General features: G+C 45.4%; 18 protein-coding genes. 10 read left to right on the top strand and 8 right to left on the bottom strand.

What is annotated here, in order from left to right; all coding sequences use genetic code 11:
• Nucleotides 1–77: 77 nt before the first annotated feature.
• Nucleotides 78–914, bottom strand: coding sequence for a hypothetical protein (locus ACYCSE_RS16085; protein ID WP_459698796.1), 837 nt, complete (start codon nucleotides 912–914; stop codon nucleotides 78–80).
• Nucleotides 915–1,200: 286 nt separating this feature from the next.
• On the opposite strand from ACYCSE_RS16085, the gene ACYCSE_RS16080 reads away from it, so the two are divergent.
• From ACYCSE_RS16080 to ACYCSE_RS16065, 4 genes are all read left to right on the top strand, one after another.
• Nucleotides 1,201–1,776 (top strand): class I SAM-dependent methyltransferase, encoded by a 576-nt coding sequence (locus ACYCSE_RS16080; RefSeq protein ID WP_061829083.1) that lies wholly within the window; start codon nucleotides 1,201–1,203, stop codon nucleotides 1,774–1,776.
• A gap of 15 nt (nucleotides 1,777–1,791) precedes the next feature.
• A complete protein-coding gene (locus ACYCSE_RS16075) occupies nucleotides 1,792–2,397 on the top strand; it encodes a DedA family protein (protein ID WP_061829082.1) in 606 nt (201 codons plus the stop codon).
• A 138-nt stretch (nucleotides 2,398–2,535) separates the two neighbouring features.
• On the top strand, nucleotides 2,536–2,850 hold the full coding sequence (locus ACYCSE_RS16070) for a transposase (RefSeq protein WP_322159231.1): 315 nt from the start codon (nucleotides 2,536–2,538) through the stop codon (nucleotides 2,848–2,850).
• Nucleotides 2,805–3,689, top strand: a complete 885-nt coding sequence (locus ACYCSE_RS16065) for an IS3 family transposase (RefSeq protein WP_250268514.1) — start codon at nucleotides 2,805–2,807, stop codon at nucleotides 3,687–3,689. Before ACYCSE_RS16070 ends, ACYCSE_RS16065 begins: the two co-directional genes overlap by 46 nt.
• A gap of 237 nt (nucleotides 3,690–3,926) precedes the next feature.
• Here the strand turns inward: ACYCSE_RS16065 and ACYCSE_RS16060 are convergent, their stop codons facing one another.
• The 3 genes from ACYCSE_RS16060 to recQ form a co-directional block, all read right to left on the bottom strand.
• Nucleotides 3,927–5,240 carry an alkaline phosphatase gene (locus ACYCSE_RS16060; protein ID WP_459698793.1) on the bottom strand — a complete coding sequence of 438 codons (1,314 nt, stop codon included), beginning with the start codon at nucleotides 5,238–5,240 and terminating at the stop codon, nucleotides 3,927–3,929.
• 184 nt (nucleotides 5,241–5,424) lie between these two features.
• Nucleotides 5,425–7,293: a B12-binding domain-containing radical SAM protein gene (locus ACYCSE_RS16055; RefSeq protein ID WP_061829080.1), complete on the bottom strand. Its 1,869-nt coding sequence runs from the start codon at nucleotides 7,291–7,293 to the stop codon at nucleotides 5,425–5,427.
• Between the two features lie 56 nt (nucleotides 7,294–7,349).
• Entirely contained in the window at nucleotides 7,350–9,248 is a 1,899-nt protein-coding gene (recQ, locus tag ACYCSE_RS16050) for a DNA helicase RecQ (RefSeq protein WP_165176242.1), read from the bottom strand.
• 223 nt (nucleotides 9,249–9,471) lie between these two features.
• Between recQ and ACYCSE_RS16045 the strand changes: the two genes are divergently transcribed.
• On the top strand, nucleotides 9,472–10,485 hold the full coding sequence (locus ACYCSE_RS16045) for an RluA family pseudouridine synthase (protein WP_061829078.1): 1,014 nt from the start codon (nucleotides 9,472–9,474) through the stop codon (nucleotides 10,483–10,485).
• 85 nt (nucleotides 10,486–10,570) lie between these two features.
• On the opposite strand, the gene ACYCSE_RS16040 is transcribed toward ACYCSE_RS16045, so the two are convergent.
• Nucleotides 10,571–11,419 carry a hypothetical protein gene (locus ACYCSE_RS16040; RefSeq protein WP_165176244.1) on the bottom strand — a complete coding sequence of 283 codons (849 nt, stop codon included), beginning with the start codon at nucleotides 11,417–11,419 and terminating at the stop codon, nucleotides 10,571–10,573.
• Nucleotides 11,420–12,104: 685 nt separating this feature from the next.
• Between ACYCSE_RS16040 and speD the strand changes: the two genes are divergently transcribed.
• Both speD and ACYCSE_RS16030 read left to right on the top strand, forming a co-directional pair.
• A complete protein-coding gene (speD, locus tag ACYCSE_RS16035) occupies nucleotides 12,105–12,911 on the top strand; it encodes an adenosylmethionine decarboxylase (RefSeq protein ID WP_013309324.1) in 807 nt (268 codons plus the stop codon).
• 272 nt (nucleotides 12,912–13,183) lie between these two features.
• The gene (locus ACYCSE_RS16030; protein WP_134903719.1) at nucleotides 13,184–14,602 is read left to right on the top strand and encodes an NAD-dependent malic enzyme; all 1,419 of its coding nucleotides are present in this window, start codon (nucleotides 13,184–13,186) and stop codon (nucleotides 14,600–14,602) included.
• A gap of 85 nt (nucleotides 14,603–14,687) precedes the next feature.
• Here the strand turns inward: ACYCSE_RS16030 and ACYCSE_RS16025 are convergent, their stop codons facing one another.
• Together ACYCSE_RS16025 and ACYCSE_RS16020 are read right to left on the bottom strand one after the other, a co-directional pair.
• Entirely contained in the window at nucleotides 14,688–15,368 is a 681-nt protein-coding gene (locus ACYCSE_RS16025; RefSeq protein ID WP_069291431.1) for a protein kinase family protein, read from the bottom strand.
• Nucleotides 15,369–15,505: 137 nt separating this feature from the next.
• Nucleotides 15,506–16,237, bottom strand: a complete 732-nt coding sequence (locus ACYCSE_RS16020) for an HAD family hydrolase (protein ID WP_459698788.1) — start codon at nucleotides 16,235–16,237, stop codon at nucleotides 15,506–15,508.
• A gap of 359 nt (nucleotides 16,238–16,596) precedes the next feature.
• Between ACYCSE_RS16020 and ACYCSE_RS16015 the strand changes: the two genes are divergently transcribed.
• The 3 genes from ACYCSE_RS16015 (at nucleotide 16,597) to ACYCSE_RS16005 (ending at nucleotide 18,774) form a co-directional block, all read left to right on the top strand.
• Nucleotides 16,597–17,451, top strand: coding sequence for a hypothetical protein (locus ACYCSE_RS16015; RefSeq protein WP_061829073.1), 855 nt, complete (start codon nucleotides 16,597–16,599; stop codon nucleotides 17,449–17,451).
• A 112-nt stretch (nucleotides 17,452–17,563) separates the two neighbouring features.
• The gene (locus ACYCSE_RS16010; protein ID WP_459698786.1) at nucleotides 17,564–18,319 is read left to right on the top strand and encodes a threonine/serine exporter family protein; all 756 of its coding nucleotides are present in this window, start codon (nucleotides 17,564–17,566) and stop codon (nucleotides 18,317–18,319) included.
• A gap of 20 nt (nucleotides 18,320–18,339) precedes the next feature.
• Nucleotides 18,340–18,774 (top strand): threonine/serine exporter family protein, encoded by a 435-nt coding sequence (locus tag ACYCSE_RS16005; RefSeq protein ID WP_103047615.1) that lies wholly within the window; start codon nucleotides 18,340–18,342, stop codon nucleotides 18,772–18,774.
• A 121-nt stretch (nucleotides 18,775–18,895) separates the two neighbouring features.
• Here ACYCSE_RS16005 and ACYCSE_RS16000 read toward each other — a convergent pair whose 3' ends face one another.
• A complete protein-coding gene (locus tag ACYCSE_RS16000) occupies nucleotides 18,896–19,408 on the bottom strand; it encodes a GNAT family N-acetyltransferase (protein ID WP_348621896.1) in 513 nt (170 codons plus the stop codon).
• Nucleotides 19,409–19,732 lie beyond the last annotated feature (324 nt).

Genomic DNA, 19,732 nt, shown 5'->3' with positions numbered 1-19,732 from the left:
GATTTCCCCTTTATAAAAGTATGAGTTTTACACGTGTGGGCTAACCGGTTCTAAGCTATGGCATTGCACTCTAATGACTATGACGACGATGATACAGATTGTTCAAAAATCTTAGCGATTTTATCGAATAAAGCCGATATTTCTTCATCTGTGGCATTCGATTCATCTGTATTTCCCCATGCGTCTTTTAATGCAGAAAGCAGATCTGTTTCCTGATCTTTGTCCGAAGCTGTTGACCCGGATATAAGACTAGAACTCAGAATGCTCTGCAAATCACTCAGCAAGGACCTTTTTCCATCTACTGTAAGCTCTTTTTCAGATGTAGTGCTGTTATCCTCTTGATTGGAAGTCTCTTGGATATTCCATGCGAATGGAGGCATAATTCCACCCATTGCCTGCATCATAGGAGGCAGACCACTGCTATCCATTTCAGGATGGGACGGGTCACCTTCAGGCGGCGGTGCAGGACGATTATTTTGGATCGTTTCTGCTATCTTATCGAATAGATCCGATACTTCCTCATCTGTTGCCGTCGAAATATCCACATCAGCTAATAAGTCTCTAACCGAAGCCAACGAATTCTTCCTGCTATTGGTGAGTTCATCTGTATCAGAGGAAGCACTGGAAGACATCAGGTAACTTTGCAGATCAGACAACAGCGTTTTCTGTTCGTCTGTAGTTAGCGCAATGGTATCCTGGTCGTCGTACTTGTAATCATTACTGTAGTTTTCCGTAGGAAGCGGAGCCTGCATTCCTCCCGTGTATTCCATGAATTCCTTGCTCAATTCGAGTGAATCGTTAGATTTCTTGTGTGTGGTATGACCCGCGGTATTTAGTCCATTCTCATTTGACTTCACCATATTCGATTGATCATAGGAAGTCGTGATGAGATGCCTGTTAATGGATAGTGACAAAGTAGATCCCTCTCAGTGTACATAATGTTTTTAGCTGCCCACCTACCTTTCATCGGTAACAAAACTGAATGCAACCTGAGGGTATGCTGAATAATAACTGAATAAATACAAACTCATTAATACCGTAACCCTTTTATTATTTCCTAGACCATAGTCAAGGAAAATCCCCTCCGCAAGACGGGGGGATCAACCCTACTTGAGACAGGAGTAAGTAAAGGGATAATTTGTTACTCTTAGCAAAGAATAAATGAACGTATTTTAAAAATTGAAAGTAGGGAAATGATGTATGATCCGTATTAGCCATTTGGTTCACGAGAGACTTATGTTCCTAGTCAAATTTTTGTACTCGCCTGCATACGTGGGTAGTGTAACACCAAGTTCCAGATTTTTAGCTAAAAATATGATAGAATCCATTCCATGGAGTGAAGTTCATGCTGTTGCCGAGCTTGGTGCTGGAACAGGGGCAATTACCCAATACATCCCGTCTGCTGCTGAATTTCAACCCAAGGTTTTACTCTTTGAGAAAGACCAAACCATGCAGCAGAGTTTAAAAAGAAGATTCCCGAATTATCTGTGCTATTCCGACTCGCGTGAGCTTCAGCTTGCTATGAAAAATGCCCAAATAGAACAGCTTGACTGCATAATCAGCGGGCTGCCATTTTTCAATTTTCCACAAGCGATGCGGAATCAAATTGTAGAACAAATTCATCTATCGCTCAGGGATGGAGGAATGTTTGTGGCCTTTCAATACTCTAAACAGATGAAACAACAGTTAGGTGAATGGTTTGATATTGAAGAAATCAAGTTTGTGCCTATGAATGTTCCACCCGCATTCGTGTATGTATGCCGAAAGAAAACCTAAGAAAGGAGTACGGGTATGGACGTGGAATATTTAATTTCCATCATCGAACAATACGGCTATGCCGCATTATTCTTTTCTCTATGGCTGGGGATTGTGGGTCTACCCATCCCGGATGAAGTCATCGTGATGACTGGCGGGGCTGTAACAGGCATGGGCATACTTCACCCGTTACCCGCTTTTTTAATTGTATATCTTGGGGTTGTATCAGGCTTGTCCTTAGGTTATGTATTGGGGAGAACCGTGGGCACACCGATTCTAGAACGTTTACGCCGGAAGAAAAAAATGGACAAGTACATTACGTTTTCGGAAAAATTGATACATAAGTATGGCAATTTCACTATTTGCATCAGTTATTTGCTGCCGATCGTCCGTCACATTATTCCTTATATTGTCGGAATCAATAAAATGAGCTTCAAGCGCTATGCCCTCTTCTCTTATTCAACGGGTTTGATCTGGACGCTGATCTTCTTTCTGCTCGGACGTATCTTTGGCGATCATGTACAAGCAGTAGGAGAACTAATCCATCGTTATGGCTTGCAGATGGCATTGCTTCTCATCATGCTGACAATTATATTTTTTATAATGAAATTTGTATGGGGGAAGAAAACAACGGAGGAGTAAAGGTTAAGTATATTCGGCATGTTCATTACCTACATGAAAAAGAAATAGACCGCCCTCACTAATGAAGTGCACCCCTTAGAATAGACATTGGAATAAACCCCTGGTTTATCCGATGAATTTCTAGGGGGTGCATTTTTTATGCCAGCGAAAAAAGGACAGAAGTTTAAAGAATATTCGTTTGAAACTAAAGTAGAGGCCATACGGCTTCATATCGAAGAAGGTTGGACATATCGTAAACTCATGGAGAAGTTCGGGATTGCAGATCGACATCGGTTGAAAGAATGGATGCGGAAGTACAAGGAACTCGGTGAATTCGGACTTATGGACCAACGAGGACGGCGTAAGGAGTATATCGACCAGGATAGGTATGTACAGAAGCTGAGACGGGAAAATGACATGCTAAAAAAGTGTTTGGAAATCTGGATACAGGAGATGAAGCACACAAATATATAACCATTGAGAAAGCTGCGAAAGACTATCCTATTAGCAAACTGTGTACGCTTTTCAAAGTCTCCAGAAGTGGATATTACGCCTTCTTAAAACGGAGAGAAACAGATCGAGATCGGGACGCGAAAGCACTTGTGAAGAAAGTGTATGAGCAGTATAACGGAGTCTACGGCTATCGCCAAATTCAACTATTTTTGCAGCACGATCATGGAGTCTGGATGAACCATAAAAAGGTACTCCGGCTCATGCAGGTCTTGGGGATCCGCTCACAAATTCGTCGGAAGCATCGCTGCAATTATGCTTCTTCTACGGAAGGTCGTGTGGCGAAAAATCTGCTAAAACAGGATTTCAAGGCGGACAAACCAAATCAAAAATGGGTCACAGATATTACGCAATATCGTGTGGGTGATTGCTGGCTATATCTGTCTGCGATTAAAGACTTGTTCAATAACGAAATTATCGCGTACCAGATGAGCCATAGAAATGATAACGAACTGGTCTTACAGACGTTTCGACAAGCCTGGAAACAGCAAAAAGACGTGACTGGCCTCATCGTTCACAGCGACCAGGGATTCCAGTACACGTCCCATGCGTACCATGACATGCTGCCAAAGGTTGGCGCCCGAATCAGCATGTCTCGCCGAGGCAATTGTTATGATAATGCCTCGATAGAGAGCTTCTTCTCGCATCTCAAAACGGAAGGGCTCTACCCATATGATATCCGAAATATGGACGAGGCACAAAGGAGAATAAAAGAATATATCCAATTTTACAACCAGTGTCGACCACAACGAAAGTTAAATAAGCTGCCTCCGAAAGAGTATCGGAAGCAGCTTATAGCCTAGGGTCTTTTTTCAGTGTCTATAAAATGGGGTCTTGACCAGGAAAAGGTTAGCGGTCTATTTTACTAATCCAACCCTACAGCCACCGCCCTTATAAGCGGCTGTTGTAAAAGAGTGAGGATGTTGGCAGCATCCTTACTCTTTTTTAGTATATACTTATTAGCTTTAGTTTATCACAGGAAAATCCATATTGCCAATATGGCAAATCTTTTTAAGGAGCGGCTTTCCTTTCACACCATGTTACTTCTTTAATTGAAGCAACTTTACTAACTTGTCATGAATGGCAGTATTCGGATAATTCCCGCTAAACTGAGAAGACCCAGGTCCCATCGCGGTTAACGCCACATCAACAGATGTATGTCCATCCGTGGTCCAGTCGATATAAAACTTCTCATCGGAGCCTTTTACAGTAAAAGGACCATCCTCTTTGGAAATGCCTTCACCGGATTCATCCTCCGCATCTTCGCCTTCAATCGCCAAACCGCCCGTTTCATGATCTGCCGTCACCAACACTAATGTATCTGGATGCGCTTTGGCATACTCTTTAGCTACTTTAACGGCCTTATCAAGTTGTTGCCCAGCCTTAATCGTTAACTCCCCTTCATTGTCATGCGCCATCTCATCCGTTCCTTCTTCTTCTACCATCAGGAAAAAACCTTTTTGGTTTTTGGAAAGAACATCAATCGCTTTAGCCGTCATATCCGGTAGAGAAACGGTTGGGTTGTAAGAGTTACCCAGCTTGTTGTGAGCTTGAAACATCTCTTCATTGGCGAACAGTCCTAGCAACTTAGAACCTTTGGCTGCTTTCATTCCTGCCTGATCCGTCACATAGCTATAACCCAGCTTCTTCGCTTGTTCTACCAAATTCCCTTGAGTTCCCTTACTAGCTTCCTCAGGATCTTCTGCCGGAGCATCTGGATGTTTGCCTACTGTTCCGGCAGGGTACCAGAAATCCTCACCACCGCCCAGAATAACATCCACCTTGCTTTTCTCCAGATACTGCTTGGCAATCTCGCTTTGAGCGGAGCGTTTTTCGACATGCGCACCAAAGGCGGCCCCGGTTGCGTCTGTCACTTGGCTTGTCGTCACGACACCTGTAGACATGCCTGCTTTTTTAGCCAGCTCCATAATCGTTGTCACTGGTTTTTTATTCAAATCCATTCCGATTGCGCCGTTATACGTTTTCACACCTGTTGCAATGGCAGTTGCAGCCGCGGCAGAATCCGTAACCAGGTTATCCCCTGAACTTGTACTAACCAGGCCGGTTACAGGCATGTTATCCATTTCAAGTAATCCCGATTTCCCTACCGTCGCCAAGCGAATCGCGTTGCGACTTGCTTCTCCCATACCATCGCCGATAAAAAGAATGACATTCTTAGGAGCATCGACCTTCGCTGACGAAGTTTTCAGTCCTTTGGATACCTGTGCGGTAGTAGACTTGGTATTAGATGAGGCTGCAAAAGCGTTAGGGATATTAGCAGATAACAATGGCGCACTCAAAACGGTAATGGCACCTAAAGCAAGGATACTCTTTTTCATCGAACGCTTTTTCACAAGGTCACACTCCAATAAATTTGATATTCATATATGATAAAGTAATCATATATTTGTTTTGTAAAGCATCGTAAAGCAATAGATTATGCGAATGTAAAATTTGGAATGAGCGCCTATTTATTTATAAAACAAAAAAGACACCGACTCTTGGTATATCAAAGTCGATGCCCTCTGGCGTTTTTATTTAAATGGCGGCGATATTTTTGCCGATCGGCATGGTGTAGTAGAGCGGTTTTTGCTGTCCATTTTGCTGATAGACTACAAGCAGCAGGGTGCGGCCTTCGGCTGTCAATGGGCTTCCTCCGCTCAGGATATGATCCAGACTGAACGGCAGTACATCCAGCACAGCGTGCTTTTGCAGTTCCTTTTCACTCAGCTTCAAGGAAGCAAAGGCTGGAATAATCTCGCGGTATGGCTGCGGCTGTTGACTGCCTACATCCGTCCCACCTGTACTCTCCTTGCTCGCATCTGCCACAAAATCTGTAACCGCAGGTGACAACAGCGCATCCGGATGCTGGAGAACCATTTTCATATAGCTGGACCAATCATTCTTCTCCAAGGTATGCTCCCACCAAATTTTACGCGGCTTGTATTTATGGTTAAGGAAATAATCAAGCTTCATCAGTCCAAGCACCATATCCATTCGCTTTGTTCCACGCGATTCTAGAAAGGACTGGAGACGCGTGAACAAGTCTTCGAGCTGATGTCCGATTTTTTGCCAGCCCTGTCCTTCCCAGTAGTCTCCGAATTCCTGAAAGAAATCAAAGGCGGACGAGAATTCGCGCTCGATCAGATAGTTAACTGTATGATCCATACGATGAGAGTTCCAGTATTTTTCCAATACATCTTCCAAGCGCTTGAGCCGGACGATATCGGCAAAGGAAAGGACGTCATTGCTCAACATTTCATACGGCGCAACATCCATATACGTATAGTTATACTTGTCTGCGTCGATACGCAGTCCGGTACCACGCAGCATTTTGAGGAAGCCAAGTTGAAGCTCTTCCGGGCCGAGCGCAAAAACGTCATTAAACGTTTTACGGAATGTGTTGTAGTCCTCCAACGGCAATCCAGCGATCAAATCCAAATGCTGGTCGATTTTACCACTTTGTTTGACCTTGGTAACAGTACGGGAAAGTTTGGTAAAGTTCTGGCGACGCTTAACCAACTCATTGGTAGGATCATTCGTTGATTGGACGCCGATTTCAAAACGAAATACGCCAGGTGGCGCGTTTTCCGCCAAATAATCCAACACCTCGGGACGCATAATATCTGCCGTAATCTCAAACTGGAAGACACAACCACGGTGATTTTCAATCAAAAATTTGAACATTTCCAGCGCATAATCGCGTTTAATGTTAAACGTCCGATCCACGAACTTAATTAGGTTGGCTCCATTGTCGATCAGATACAGAATATCCGACTTTGTACGCTCGATATCGTAATAGCGCACCCCAACTTCGATGCTCGACAGACAAAACTGGCAACTGAACGGACATCCTCGGCTCGTTTCAAAATAAACAACCCGTTTCCCAAGTTCCGGTATATCCTCTGCAAAACGATAGGGCGACGGTAGCTCGTTCAAGTCCGCTTTCGGGCGACCGGGCATCTGAATGACCTCTTCTCCCTTACGGTAAGCCAGTCCATACACAAAATGGAACTTGCCATCCCCTTCCAGCTCCTGCAGCAGTTGATGGAAGGTTTCCTCTCCTTCACCAACCACGATAAAATCCACATTCGCCAAGCGCTTCATCCAGTGATCCGTATCGTAGGATACCTCTGGACCACCCAGAACAATTTTGACCTCGGGCATAATCTTTTTCAACACATCAATGACTTTGATCGTCTCTTCAATGTTCCAAATATAACAAGAAAAGCCGATGACATCTGCCCCGCGTTGAAACAAATCGGATACGATGTTCATCACCGGGTCCTTAATCGTGTACTCCGCCAACTCGATATCAAAGTCCTTTTCACTGTAGGCTTTGAGGCATCGAATGGCCAGCGAGGTATGAATATATTTTGCATTTAACGTTGATAAAATGACTTTCATAGGTCACAACCTTCTATAGTTTGCATGAACTGTTATATCCCCTTACCTTAGTATAGCTATTCAAAATCCTCGTACACATCGTCTGCATAAATCTCGTCCTCGCTTACCGTTCCCCCGATACTCCCCTGATTTTGAAAAAAATCAAGAAACGGCTTGCCGTACTTGCGGAACTTCACTTCGCCGACACCCTTGATCCGCAACATGTCTGCCTCGGATTGCGGGCTCGCTACGCTCATCTCACGCAGCGTTGCATCATTGAAAATGATATAAGACGGTACATGCTCCTGAGCGGCCAGATCGCGGCGGATCAGGCGCAATTGCTCGAACACGGTTTCGTTGACTGCAGCCGGGTATGCATCGCGTCCCTGTCGTCCGCGTGAACCTGCTCCACCTGCAAAAGCCGTGGCATGTCGCACCACACGCTGCATGACTTCTCGCTGGCCTTTCAGCACCTCAGCCGCAAGCTGCTGCAAGCGTACGACCGGATATTGTCCCTCGGACAACATTAGATAGCCTTCCGAAACAAGAACATTGATAATTTCGGCAATTTCTTTTTCCGTCCGGTTGCCCATCACGCCATAGGTTGGCAGGCTGTCAAAACCATATTGCAGCACTTTTTTGTTACGCGATCCTTTCAACACCGAAGCGACCATCGAGACCCCATAACGTTCCCGCATGCGATGAATGCACGAAAAAATCTTCTGCGCATCTATGGTCATATCAACCAATTCCCGCTCATCTGTACATGAACTGCATATGCCGCAAGCTTCATGCTCCTCCGCTTCTCCGAAATACTCAAGCTGTGCCGTACGTAGGCAACGAGTCGTGTAGCAATAATCAACCATCTGCTGGAGTTTGCGGTAGTCGTTGCGCTTGCGGTCTTCATCCTGTGGATTTTGCTCAATCAGAAACTTCTGCGTCACAATATCTTGCGGTCCGAACAGTAAAATACATTGACTCGGGTCGCCATCACGTCCTGCGCGCCCCGCCTCTTGTACGTAAGCCTCCATATTTTTAGGCATGTTGTAGTGAATGACATAGCGTACGTTCGATTTATCTATCCCCATGCCAAAGGCATTGGTTGCTACAATGACACGGATATCGTCGTACAGAAACCCTTCCTGACTATCTGCACGTTCCTGATCTGTCATCCCGGCATGATAGCGTCCGGCCGCCATGCCTGCGTCACGTAGCCGTTGGTACAAATCGTCCACGTCCTTACGTGTCGCCGCATAAATAATGCCCGATTCACCCTCATGCTCACGGGTATAATTCAGTAAAAAGCTGCGTTTGTCTTCCCCACGCAGCACACTGAACGCCAAATTGGGCCGTCCAAGGCCTGTAACGAACGTCTCCGGTGAGCGCAGACGAAGCAGACGCACGATATCATCCATGACCTGCGGTGTCGCCGTTGCCGTAAACGCCGCCACGATTGGGCGTTCATACAGCCCGTCCACGAATGGAGCCACCGCCAGGTAGCTGGTACGGAAATCATGGCCCCATTGGGATACGCAGTGAGCCTCATCTACCGCAACGCAGGAAATCGGCAACTGAGCCATTTCATCGCGAAACCAGTCCAATTCCAGTCGTTCCGGTGCGACATACAGTAACTTCAAGTCACCATTCCGTGCGGCTCGTATGCGATCATTCACTTCTCGACCACTCAACGTACTATTGATGTAGGCAGCAGCAATCCCCATGGTGGTCAGCGCATCCACCTGGTCCTTCATCAGCGAGATGAGCGGTGACACGACAATGGTCAGCCCCTCATGCAACAACGCGGGGATCTGGTAGCATATCGATTTTCCGCCCCCTGTCGGCATGATGCCCAACGTATCGTTGCCCTCCAGCATACTGGCCACAATTTTCTTTTGTCCCTCCCGGAAATCGGGATAGCCATAAAATTTTTGCAGCAAGTCCTGCGCCCGTTCCAATGTTGGTGCTTGTACACTCATAGTTTCAAAACTCCTCATATTTCTAGCGTCCTTGACGCATATCGGCTTTTCTTTCGTTACCTTTAGTTTACCGGGGTTCAGGGTAATGTTCAACCGCTAGAAGACTGCCAATCTGGTTTAGTCCCTTATGGCGTTCGCTGTTTTCTCATGATATAGTGAACACGGTGCCGCAAATTTGTCCATAATTATGAAGAGACACGGTTCCAAGAAGGAGAAAGAACCCATGAACAATCGGAAACCCCAACGGAAAAATCATACAAAATCTACGTCAAACGCAAGCCATTCCAAACGCAGTCATAAACCTGCCGGAAGATCTGGCTCCCATAGACCAGAAGCTCAACGGAGAACGAATGCTTTTGATAAAGCCCCTGCCAAAACATACATCGTCCAGGAGCCTGCCGAGCTATTAAGCTTTTTAGTAGAGCATGTGACTGGCATGGGTCGTAACTCCATTAAATCAGCACTGGCTCGTGGGCAGGTGTCCGTCAACGGCATTCCACGTACCGTGCACAATTTTCCACTGGAGCAAGGTCAGACTGTCGCGCTTTCCAAGGAAAAAGTAACTCCCGTCGTACCACTGACTGGGCTACGTATCTTGCATGAGGATGAAGCCATTATCGTTATCCATAAGGATGCCGGGTTGCTGTCCGTGGCTTCAGCGCAGGAGCAGGAAGTAACAGCCTATCGCCAGCTTACGGCCCATGTGAGGCGCGAACATCCGTACAATCGTATTTTTGTACTGCATCGTTTGGATCGTGATACATCAGGAGTGATGATGTTTGCAAAAAGCGAAGCCATACAGCAGGAAATGCAAAAAGCGTGGAAGGAAGTTGTGTATGAACGAACATACATTGCTCTTGTAGAAGGACAGGTTAAAAAAGCTGAGGGTACAATCACCTCATGGCTGAAAGAAAGCAAGACGCTAAAAATGTATTCCAGTCCTTATCCGAATGACGGACAGCACGCAGTCACTCATTACAAGCTGCTTCAAGCCAATCGTCATTTTTCTTTGCTGGAAGTACGTTTGGAAACCGGACGCAAAAATCAAATCCGCGTACATATGGAGGATATCGGTCATCCAATTGTTGGAGATAAAAAATACGGTTCCAAATCCAAGTCGATTGGGCGCCTTGGCCTACATGCGAGGGTATTGTCATTTATTCATCCCGTCACCGGAGTATTGCTGCGTTTTGAATCCGACATTCCTAAAACTTTTTTGAATCCGTTTCGGGAGTAGAATTGAGCAAAGCATACGGAGATTAGATGGAAAAGTAGAAGAGGAAATGAGGGGGCTGTAGAAAACAGCACCCTTTTTTGATTGATTAAGCGGTATACCTCCGAACACCATCAGCCATTTTCATCAACTCATCCCATATATATATGGGCGTATTACACACTGGACAATCTAGCCAACCGATTAAATAGGGTAATTGAGCAAGAAGCTTGTTCTCTTCAATTTTTTGGGCATATTCGTGTAACCACTGTATATTAGCACCTTTATGGTCCAATGAACGGGGGCGGATTGGGTGGGGAACCAGATTGTCTGAATTTACAGGGTCCTTATCATAGACAACTAGGGTGTCATTCTGTTCATCAGGCCAAATATAGAGCGGGGTACCGCAATGCGGACAATCCAGCGTATATTCGTCACCTGTATCGAAGCTTTGTAGCATATAAGCTATACAGCGATATCCCTGAAAAGCGGCACCCGCAGCCAGAACATAGCGTTTACCTACATCTCCTTCGTGTTCTTTCGCATAGAGCACCATTTCTTCAGTCAATTCTGCAAGTCGGACAATGGCACACCGATATTGCGCATAAATATATTCAGCCACACTAGAATCCACTTTTACCTGATCCCTTGTAAATTCCAATGGAACTTTGGTATGTAAGGGATTGTTATTCTTCGCTTCGAATATTCCGCAAATGTTATAAATATCTGCACGAATCCCTATATCAGAACTTTTTAACGCAATGTCTACAAGGTAAGGAACAGCCGCAAATGTACAAGTATACAATGTATTTTGGTGATACAGTTCCTCCCAATACAAGGTGTCAGCCATTTCGCCGTCATATCCGGCTTGGAGCTGTTTCAACATTTCTGGGACGTATTGAGAGGAACCGTAGGGGCCTTGGAGTAGAGTCCAGGCCGGATCGGACAAAGCCAGCATCTTGATACTCCTTCCACCGTTTTTTTACAGTAGAGGATTTTGCAAAAATCCAATAAGCAAATTCCAATGAACAACATATAGATCGAAATAGTTTAGTTCGTCTATAACTTGCACTTCGGAGCGACTGGAATCGAATTTTGTAAAATCCTTATAGTAACATGCGATCGGTTTATAAAATGAGTTTTGCTATCAAAATTCATTTTAACTTCATAATTCTCAGCTTCTTACGTTTATTTCATTATACGCATATTATTAGCTGAAGTTGCTTTTCTCGATTTTCGCAATATACAAAATCACTATTTTTTTGGGTCTATAATCATATTCGGTTAAGCTTTCGGCATTGTGAAGGTGAAACACATTAAATTAATGAATGACTAACCCGGTTCTTATGTCTTACTACGACTCCTCTGTCCATTCAGTTCCTTCTTCGTATACATAGTTCATATTATAAGTCCTGTTACTTAAAAATTACTGAGTAAGAAATAAAGTATATATACATTAAAATTTCCATACATGTAAAAACAAAGCCACTCCCCTACCTGTTTTTAATTATGCCAAACGGGTAAGACATACTTGTTCAAGCCTTTAATCTAACAGTTACAGAACTGATTTTATGAATCGGTATATGAAAAGGCGTGTTGGGAATATTATGTATGAATACTGCGACTATAAGGGGAAATAGCCTATGACCATAACACCGGAACAGCGGATTACCCTGCACGGATTTAACAACCTGACCAAATCATTGAGCTTCAACATGTACGATATTTGTTACACCAAAACCAAAGAAGAACGCGAGGCGTATATTGAATATATTGATGAACAATACAACTCAGATCGACTGACAGCTATTTTAAAAAATGTATCTGACATTATCGGCGCCCATGTGCTCAACGTAGCCCAGCAGGATTATGTACCTCAAGGAGCCAGCGTGACCGTACTTATATCCGAAGGACCCATTGTGGAGGTACCGACTGAATCTTATGCCGAGTCACCCGGCCCCCTACCTGAATCTGTCGTGATACAACTGGATAAAAGCCACATTACGGTTCACACCTACCCGGAATATCATCCAGACGAGGGGATCAGTACGTTTCGAGCAGATATTGATGTCTCTACCTGTGGGGAAATCTCCCCACTCAAGGCACTCCACTATTTGACTCATTCTTTCGACACCGACATTATGACGATTGATTATCGGGTGCGCGGCTTTACACGTGATACGAATGGACATAAGCTTTTCATCGACCATGATATCGCCTCCATTCAAAACTATATTCCGGACGAAGTGCGCAGTCAGTATGACATGATCGACGTGAATGTGTATCAGGAAAATATTTTCCATACCAAATGTAAGCTAAAACAATTCGATTTGGACAATTATCTGTTCGGCTACACCAAGGAAAGCCTGAGTGAAAAAGAGCAACAAAATATATCAACACGTCTCAAAATCGAAATGGACGAAATTTACTACGGTAAAAATATGACGTAACAGATCAAATGCGTAAAAATAAAATAGATCATTTCATTGAAAAAAGGATGCTCGCTTGGACTGGGATATAGCCGGGCTTTCGTCCTTTTTTAAATACAAAATAATAGATATTACTCAACTTGATCTGTACAAGCGAGAGATTGTTCACTATGATAGGGGAAGAAACCACTAATTTAAAATAACAGCATGGATTTTACATCCGCTTCTCATTGTAAGCGCAATCAATTGATCCTACGTATGATTTTGTTATGGAAAACAAAGGAGGAATTTGTATGCAAGGCGGTATTGGCGGTAAAAACATCATTTTACGATTGGAAATTTCCACCGGGCACATCCAATTTGGTCAATTGATTACGCTGGTAAACGAACATGGCGGAGATGTGATTGCCATTGACGTCATTAGCACCTCTGAGAAGGTCACCGTGAGGGATATTACGGTGACCATTGCCGATCCAGCAGAAATCGACCGTATGATTGCCCGAATTAAAAAAGCACAAGGTGTTAAGGTATTATCCATCTCTGACCGTACCTTCCTATTACACCTCGGGGGCAAAATTGAAATGCAGCCCAAAGTCCCAATTCAAAACCGCGATGACTTATCCCGGGTATATACCCCCGATGTGGCACGCGTATGCATGGCGATTCACGAGGAACCCGACAAAGCTTTCCGTTTGACGATCAAGCGCAACACGGTCGCTGTCGTCTCTGACGGAAGCGCTGTCCTCGGGCTAGGTAACATCGGCCCCTATGCAGCCATGCCGGTTATGGAAGGCAAAGCCATGCTGTTCAAGCAGCTCGGCTCCGTCGATGCCTTTCCAATCTGTCTGGATACGCAGGACACCGAAGAGATCATTAAGGCCATTAAGCAAATGGCCCCAGCTTTTGGCGGTATTAATCTGGAGGATATTTCATCGCCACGATGCTTTGAGATTGAACAGCGGTTACGTAAAGAGCTGGACATACCTGTTTTTCATGACGATCAGCACGGCACAGCTGTCGTTTTATACGCAGGGCTGATCAATGCGCTTAAAGTTGTCGGCAAAGCCCTGTCTGACGTCAAAATTGTCGTCTGTGGTATCGGGGCTGCGGGTGTGGCTTGCACCAAAATTTTGCTATCTGCAGGGGCTGTCAACATCATTGGCGTAGACCGCCATGGGGCTCTTACAGCTGATGAAACATACGAGCATCCGATGTGGAACTGGTATGCGCAGCATACCAACCCTGAACGGCTGTCTGGCACGCTGTCCGAGGTTCTGAAGGACGCTGACGTGTTTATCGGTCTGTCGGCAGGTGGAATACTGCAACGAGAAGACGTGAAACGTATGAAAGAAGCCCCGGTGCTGTTCACTATGGCTAACCCGGTTCCTGAAATTGCGCCAGAGGACGTCGAGGACATTGCAGGTGTCATCGCCACCGGACGTTCGGATTATCCTAACCAAATTAACAATGTGCTTTGTTTCCCTGGCATCTTTCGAGCGGCGCTCGACTGCCGTGCCCGTGAAATCAACGAAGAGATGAAGCTGGCGGCCGCAGAGGCCATCGCAGGCACGATCCGTCCTGAAGAACTAAACAAGCTGTATATTATCCCAGGTGTATTTAACGAGAGTGCGGTTCAACGGGTTCGTGAAAAGGTGATTCAAGCCGCGATTGCGAGCGGTACAGCCAGAAGAGTGCCTCGGGATTTCAGATAAAAGAAAAGGATTGCTCCCCTAAATGCGGGTGCAATCCTTTTTGCTATCGAAAGATCAAGCTTCATATCCGTTATCTTTACAGCGGTTATGACCTCCATTTAGAGAACAATTGACTGGCACGCTGAGCAAACTCCTCCAGATTAAAGTTGGAGTTATCCAGCTTGTAGTACCATTTTTTAATCGTATCCAAAATCCATGAGGGCACTTTAACCTCCGAGATACCGGAATAAAACGTATGATATGCCCACACCAAATGCTCCCAGCGCTTGTCATCGCCTTCCTTCACGTATTCCGATACGTCCAATACCTTGGCACGCCCGTCTTGCATAAGTACATTCTTGAGGTGAATATCACGGGGATTCAGCCCCTTGGACCGGACAAATTCCCTCGCCTTTTCCACATCCAGAATGACCTGCTCTGGCACAGGAATTCCTTGCAGCAAACAATCCAGCAGCGTAATACCGGATTCATAACTTATGACAATATACTTGTCGCCTTTTCCGTAATAATGAGGAAAAAAGTCAGATCCTCGCAAACGCTCATATACGTCGGCCTCCGCATCTTTTTTCTCGATCGCCATGTCTGAGTACACCTTGAACGCGTAGCCTGGCAACGTATCGAGCGTAAATACGGCCGCATCTGTCCCGATGCCAATACAGCGGACGTCTTGAGTGGCTGTTTTAATGGTAACCGGATCATTATCCTCCGTACTGTATACGGTCACTTGACTTATGATGTCTTCTGCCTGCCTCCATTGTTCTACCATGCGCGATCCCCTCCTTCTCTGTTCTAAACCTTGACCAATGAAGTTAGTTCTATAACAGATAAATAGTATTACGGGTTATCTTTTGGAATGGCTTCAAAATAGGTTGATTCTTTTAAAAAATACGGTATGTACCGTGTCTAACGAGCGTCCGGCAGCAGCAACCTTCTTAACTCTGCATAGCTTGCTGCTGTTTTATAGTCCCCCAGCACATCAGTTTCCGGGGGAGCATTCCTGTGATTGAACCAGATCACCTGCCAATTTGCAGCTATAGCTCCCGCCACGTCATTACGCCAGGAATCCCCAATGTAGCAGCAATGCTCTGCTAACGTTCCTGTCCGCTCATTCACTACTTCGAAGATGCGCGGATCAGGCTTGGCATAGCCAACAGTCCCAGATACAAAGATATGCTCTGCCGCAACATGATTTTCCAACGCCATCGCCTTGATCTTGCTCATCTGGTGTTCTTCAAGACCGTTTGTAATTAATCCAACTAAAAAGCCAGCCGAGCTCAAATCATTTATTAACGAGGTAGCCCCCTCAAAAGGCTCAATTCGGTACTGACGATCCAAGTATTCTTGTTGAACATGTACTGCCTGCTCACGGGTAATTTCTACCCCGAATTCTTGTAAAGCCAGAATGAAACGGCCTTCCCTCATCTCATCCAGTTCATCTGGCCCTGCCTTTCCCTCCAATAGTCCTCCTTTAGCCGACAGTACATCGCTGTAATAGCGAATACGATGGTAGGCTTTCTCATAAGGAAAACGCTCACTCAATCCTAATACTGTACGCAATGCCTCGCGTGTAGGGTGCAAATGATCGTACATCGTATCATCTACATCAAAAAAAATAGCCTTCTTTTGCAAGTTCATATGCCCACTTCTTTCTGTTAAATCTTCGGATGACGCTCCTTTTCACCTTGTCCTGATATTATACCCGTTGGCCTGTTACGTTGCACCCTGTCCTTCACACCGCGCATCCTGCAATCACACTTCACGGTTGCTAACATACACTGAAAAGACCGCATTTTCGCAAACCCACTTTACTTCTCTACCGAGCTAACATAGGTATCTTGTCCTGCTTTGCTCGAAAGCGTTTTATTTGACAACACACGGGTAAAAGGTCACATTTTTGAAAATATTCGTCATACAGGTTTACATTTCGTGTAAAATCACGTACCTTTTAGGGATGAACGCTTTAATGGATGTATTGGATAAGGGAGGCATACATGATGGATTCCGGTTCTAACCTAGCCTATGGATCAGCTACACCTTTGATTGAGGCACTTATAGAATTTGAAAAGGAGCTCGAAGCGAACCGGCATTCTCTGAGTTTTGATTTGGGATTGATTATGGAGCAGGGCCGCGCGCCACGATATATGGCTACACCACCAGATGTTATTCCTTTTGCCCACGCAGGAGTGGACGGAATACATTATGGCTTTTTAACGGATTTTGGTCTTGAAAAGGACCTATCACAGGCCCCTATCGTATGCGTATCTCCCGTCGATTGGACGGGTGTATGGGTGGTTGCCCGTCATTTGCAGGATTTTTTAAGCGTTGTTTATACAGAGAACAGTTCATTAAAACGATACTACGCCAGCGGAGACGACTATTCTGGACATGCAGGTCAGCGACTGCCTCAGCTCTTAGATGAACGCACCGCGTTTGTACGCGAATGCTTTCGGGAACGCTTTGGTATCGAACCGATTCAGGATATGGCTGCCTATATCGACAGCTTGCGAGCAGAACGGAAGCACAATGAAGCAGCTCCTACGCTTAACGGCTTGGGCATTCAGGTATCTTCTTCCGCGAAGCATAGCTCTTCTATGGAAAGTACCCTCTTGACCGTAACGGAGCCTTTCCTTTGGGAACAACAAGGCGAAGCTGTGCGTGAATTGTTCTATAACGGTTCGCGTGAAGCCCGACTGGCCTTTATTCGGGATGCCCAGACACGGCATCTGTTCACCCATTCTGCCCTTCGTGCTTTTGTAGCTGGACAGCTTAAGTTGATGGGCCTATCTGAGGCCGCAACATATCTGGAAGAGTCCTACTATACTGTTATTCCCGATATGATAGAATCTTGACAAAAACTTCGATTCCCCCTAACATAACCGCCTCTGAAAAGGCGGCTTTTTGTGCTACAATAAATGAAAATAATAGGGTCGAACGGCCCGGTACGAATGAAAGAGAGCGAGTATGAATAATCATTCCTATCCTACTCCTGAAATCATTGAAGTTTGTCTGTTGGCGGGCAAACTGATGATGCAAAATGGAGCCGAAACCTATCGTGTTGAAGACACGATGTCCCGCATTGCTTCAGCCTATGGCATATCCCAGTCCCATAGCTATGTAACACCAACTGGGATTTTTTTTGCCATTAATGATTCGGAGCCCGCCAAGCTCATCCGCATCGTAGAGCGGACCACCGATTTGCACAAGGTGACAGAGGTCAATTCCATTTCACGTAAAATCAGCACAGGTGATTTGTCTCCCCGCGCTGCCGTCAAGGAGCTTGCGAAGATTGAGCGTGGCCCCCTCCGCTATTCCAACCGTGTACAGCTGATGGCTGCTGCGTTGGCCAGCGGTTGCTTTATGATTATGTTTGGTGGTGTCTGGCGAGACTTCCCCGCAGCTGTGTTATGCGGCGGTATCGGATTTGCAGCCGTACAGTATTTTCACAGGCTCGTTAAGGTCAAGTTTTTCTCAGAGTTTTCTGCATCTTTTCTAATCGGCTTGCTGGCAGCTCTGTTAACGATAGTAGGCTGGGGACAGATGATGGATAAAATTATAATTGGCTCCGTCATGCCACTGGTTCCAGGCTTGTTAATTACAAATGCCATTCGTGATTTAATGTCCGGGCACCTGGTTTCAGGTCTTTCCAAGGGAGCCGATGCTTGCCTGACATCTTTCGGCATTGGAGCTGGCGTTGCGGTTATCATTTCTTATATGTGATTCGGAGGAGATTCAAGTCTATGCTTGCACAATTATTCACAAGCTTTATTGCCACCGCTGGTTTCGGCATACTATTCCACGCCCCCCGGCGCTCGCTGCTGCAATGTGGTTTTGTCGGTATGCTAGGCTGGCTGGTCTATTATTCAACCACGGACAGCATGGGACCTGTGAGCGCCAGCCTTTTGGCAACGATCCTCATCGGCATCGTCAGTCAAGGCTTTGCGCGGCTGTACAAAATGCCTGTGATTATTTTCAGTGTGGCAGGCATGATTCCGCTCGTTCCAGGGGGAATGGCCTATAATGCCATGCGCCAGTTCGTACAACAACATTATCCTCAGGCACTAGAGCTGGCCATGAGCACGCTGATGATCGCAGGAGCTATTGCTGTCGGTTTGGTGCTGTCTGAGGTCCTTAATCAAATTTTTCACAACATACGTTTTAGACCTCAGCGTTAAAAGCGATGAAAATAGCAAAATAAAAGAGGCTGCTCCCAAAATCATCCGCAGTGTATGAGACGATTTTGGAAACAGCCTTTTTCTGTACACATTACCAAAAATATTTAACTGTCATAAGCTATTATTCATCCACTCGCTTGCCCAATATCGCCAAGTCTCGCTCTATGCTGTCCAGCACAGCTACACGCGGATAGTACCCCCATTGCTCAAAACCAAACTTCCGCAGCAGCCCAATACTTGGCTCATTATGACCAAAAACAAATCCCAACAACGTTGTAATCCCCAGTCTCGGACATTCATTTAGCAAATGCTGTACCAGTCGACTTCCTGTTCCGGTTCCACGAGAATCCTCATGGACGTAAATGCTAATTTCTGCTGTACCGTTATAAGCTGGACGCCCATAAAAGGACTGAAGGCTGGCCCAACCGGCAATGGTCCCCTTTTGCTTTAAAACCCACAAAGGGCGGTGGTTCTCCTGATGAGCCTCAAACCATGGAATGCGACTCTCCACTGTCACCGGTTCCAGATCTGCGGTGACCATTCGTCCTGCGATTGTAGAATTATAAATGTCCACAATATCGGGAAGATCCTCTTTGCACGCAAATTCAATGGAAAAAGATTGGTCCTGATTCATTATTCGTATCCGCCTCCTATGGTGTGATTTATTTATTGTACAAGACAAGCGCCCGATCAGCCATATCGAGTTGTTTTGCGGATTAGTCCCAAAGGGTTTTATAATAGAGCTTGAAGATAAGGAAAAATAAAAACGGGGAAAGCGATTTAACACGATGAGACGGGAGGTATGTTTCGGAGTCAAGGATTCTGAAGCAGCTTAATATGAATATTGGAACTCAACTCTTGATTTTGGAAATACCTATGGAATCTTTTTTTTGGAAAAACGACTATTTATCCTGTACTGCTCAAGGACGAGGATGGACTTACACTGATTGACACGGGA

The organism is Paenibacillus sp. SEL1, from assembly GCF_054602535.1.
Note: the sequence above shows the minus strand (reverse complement) of the source record. Positions and strands in the feature narration are given on the sequence as shown.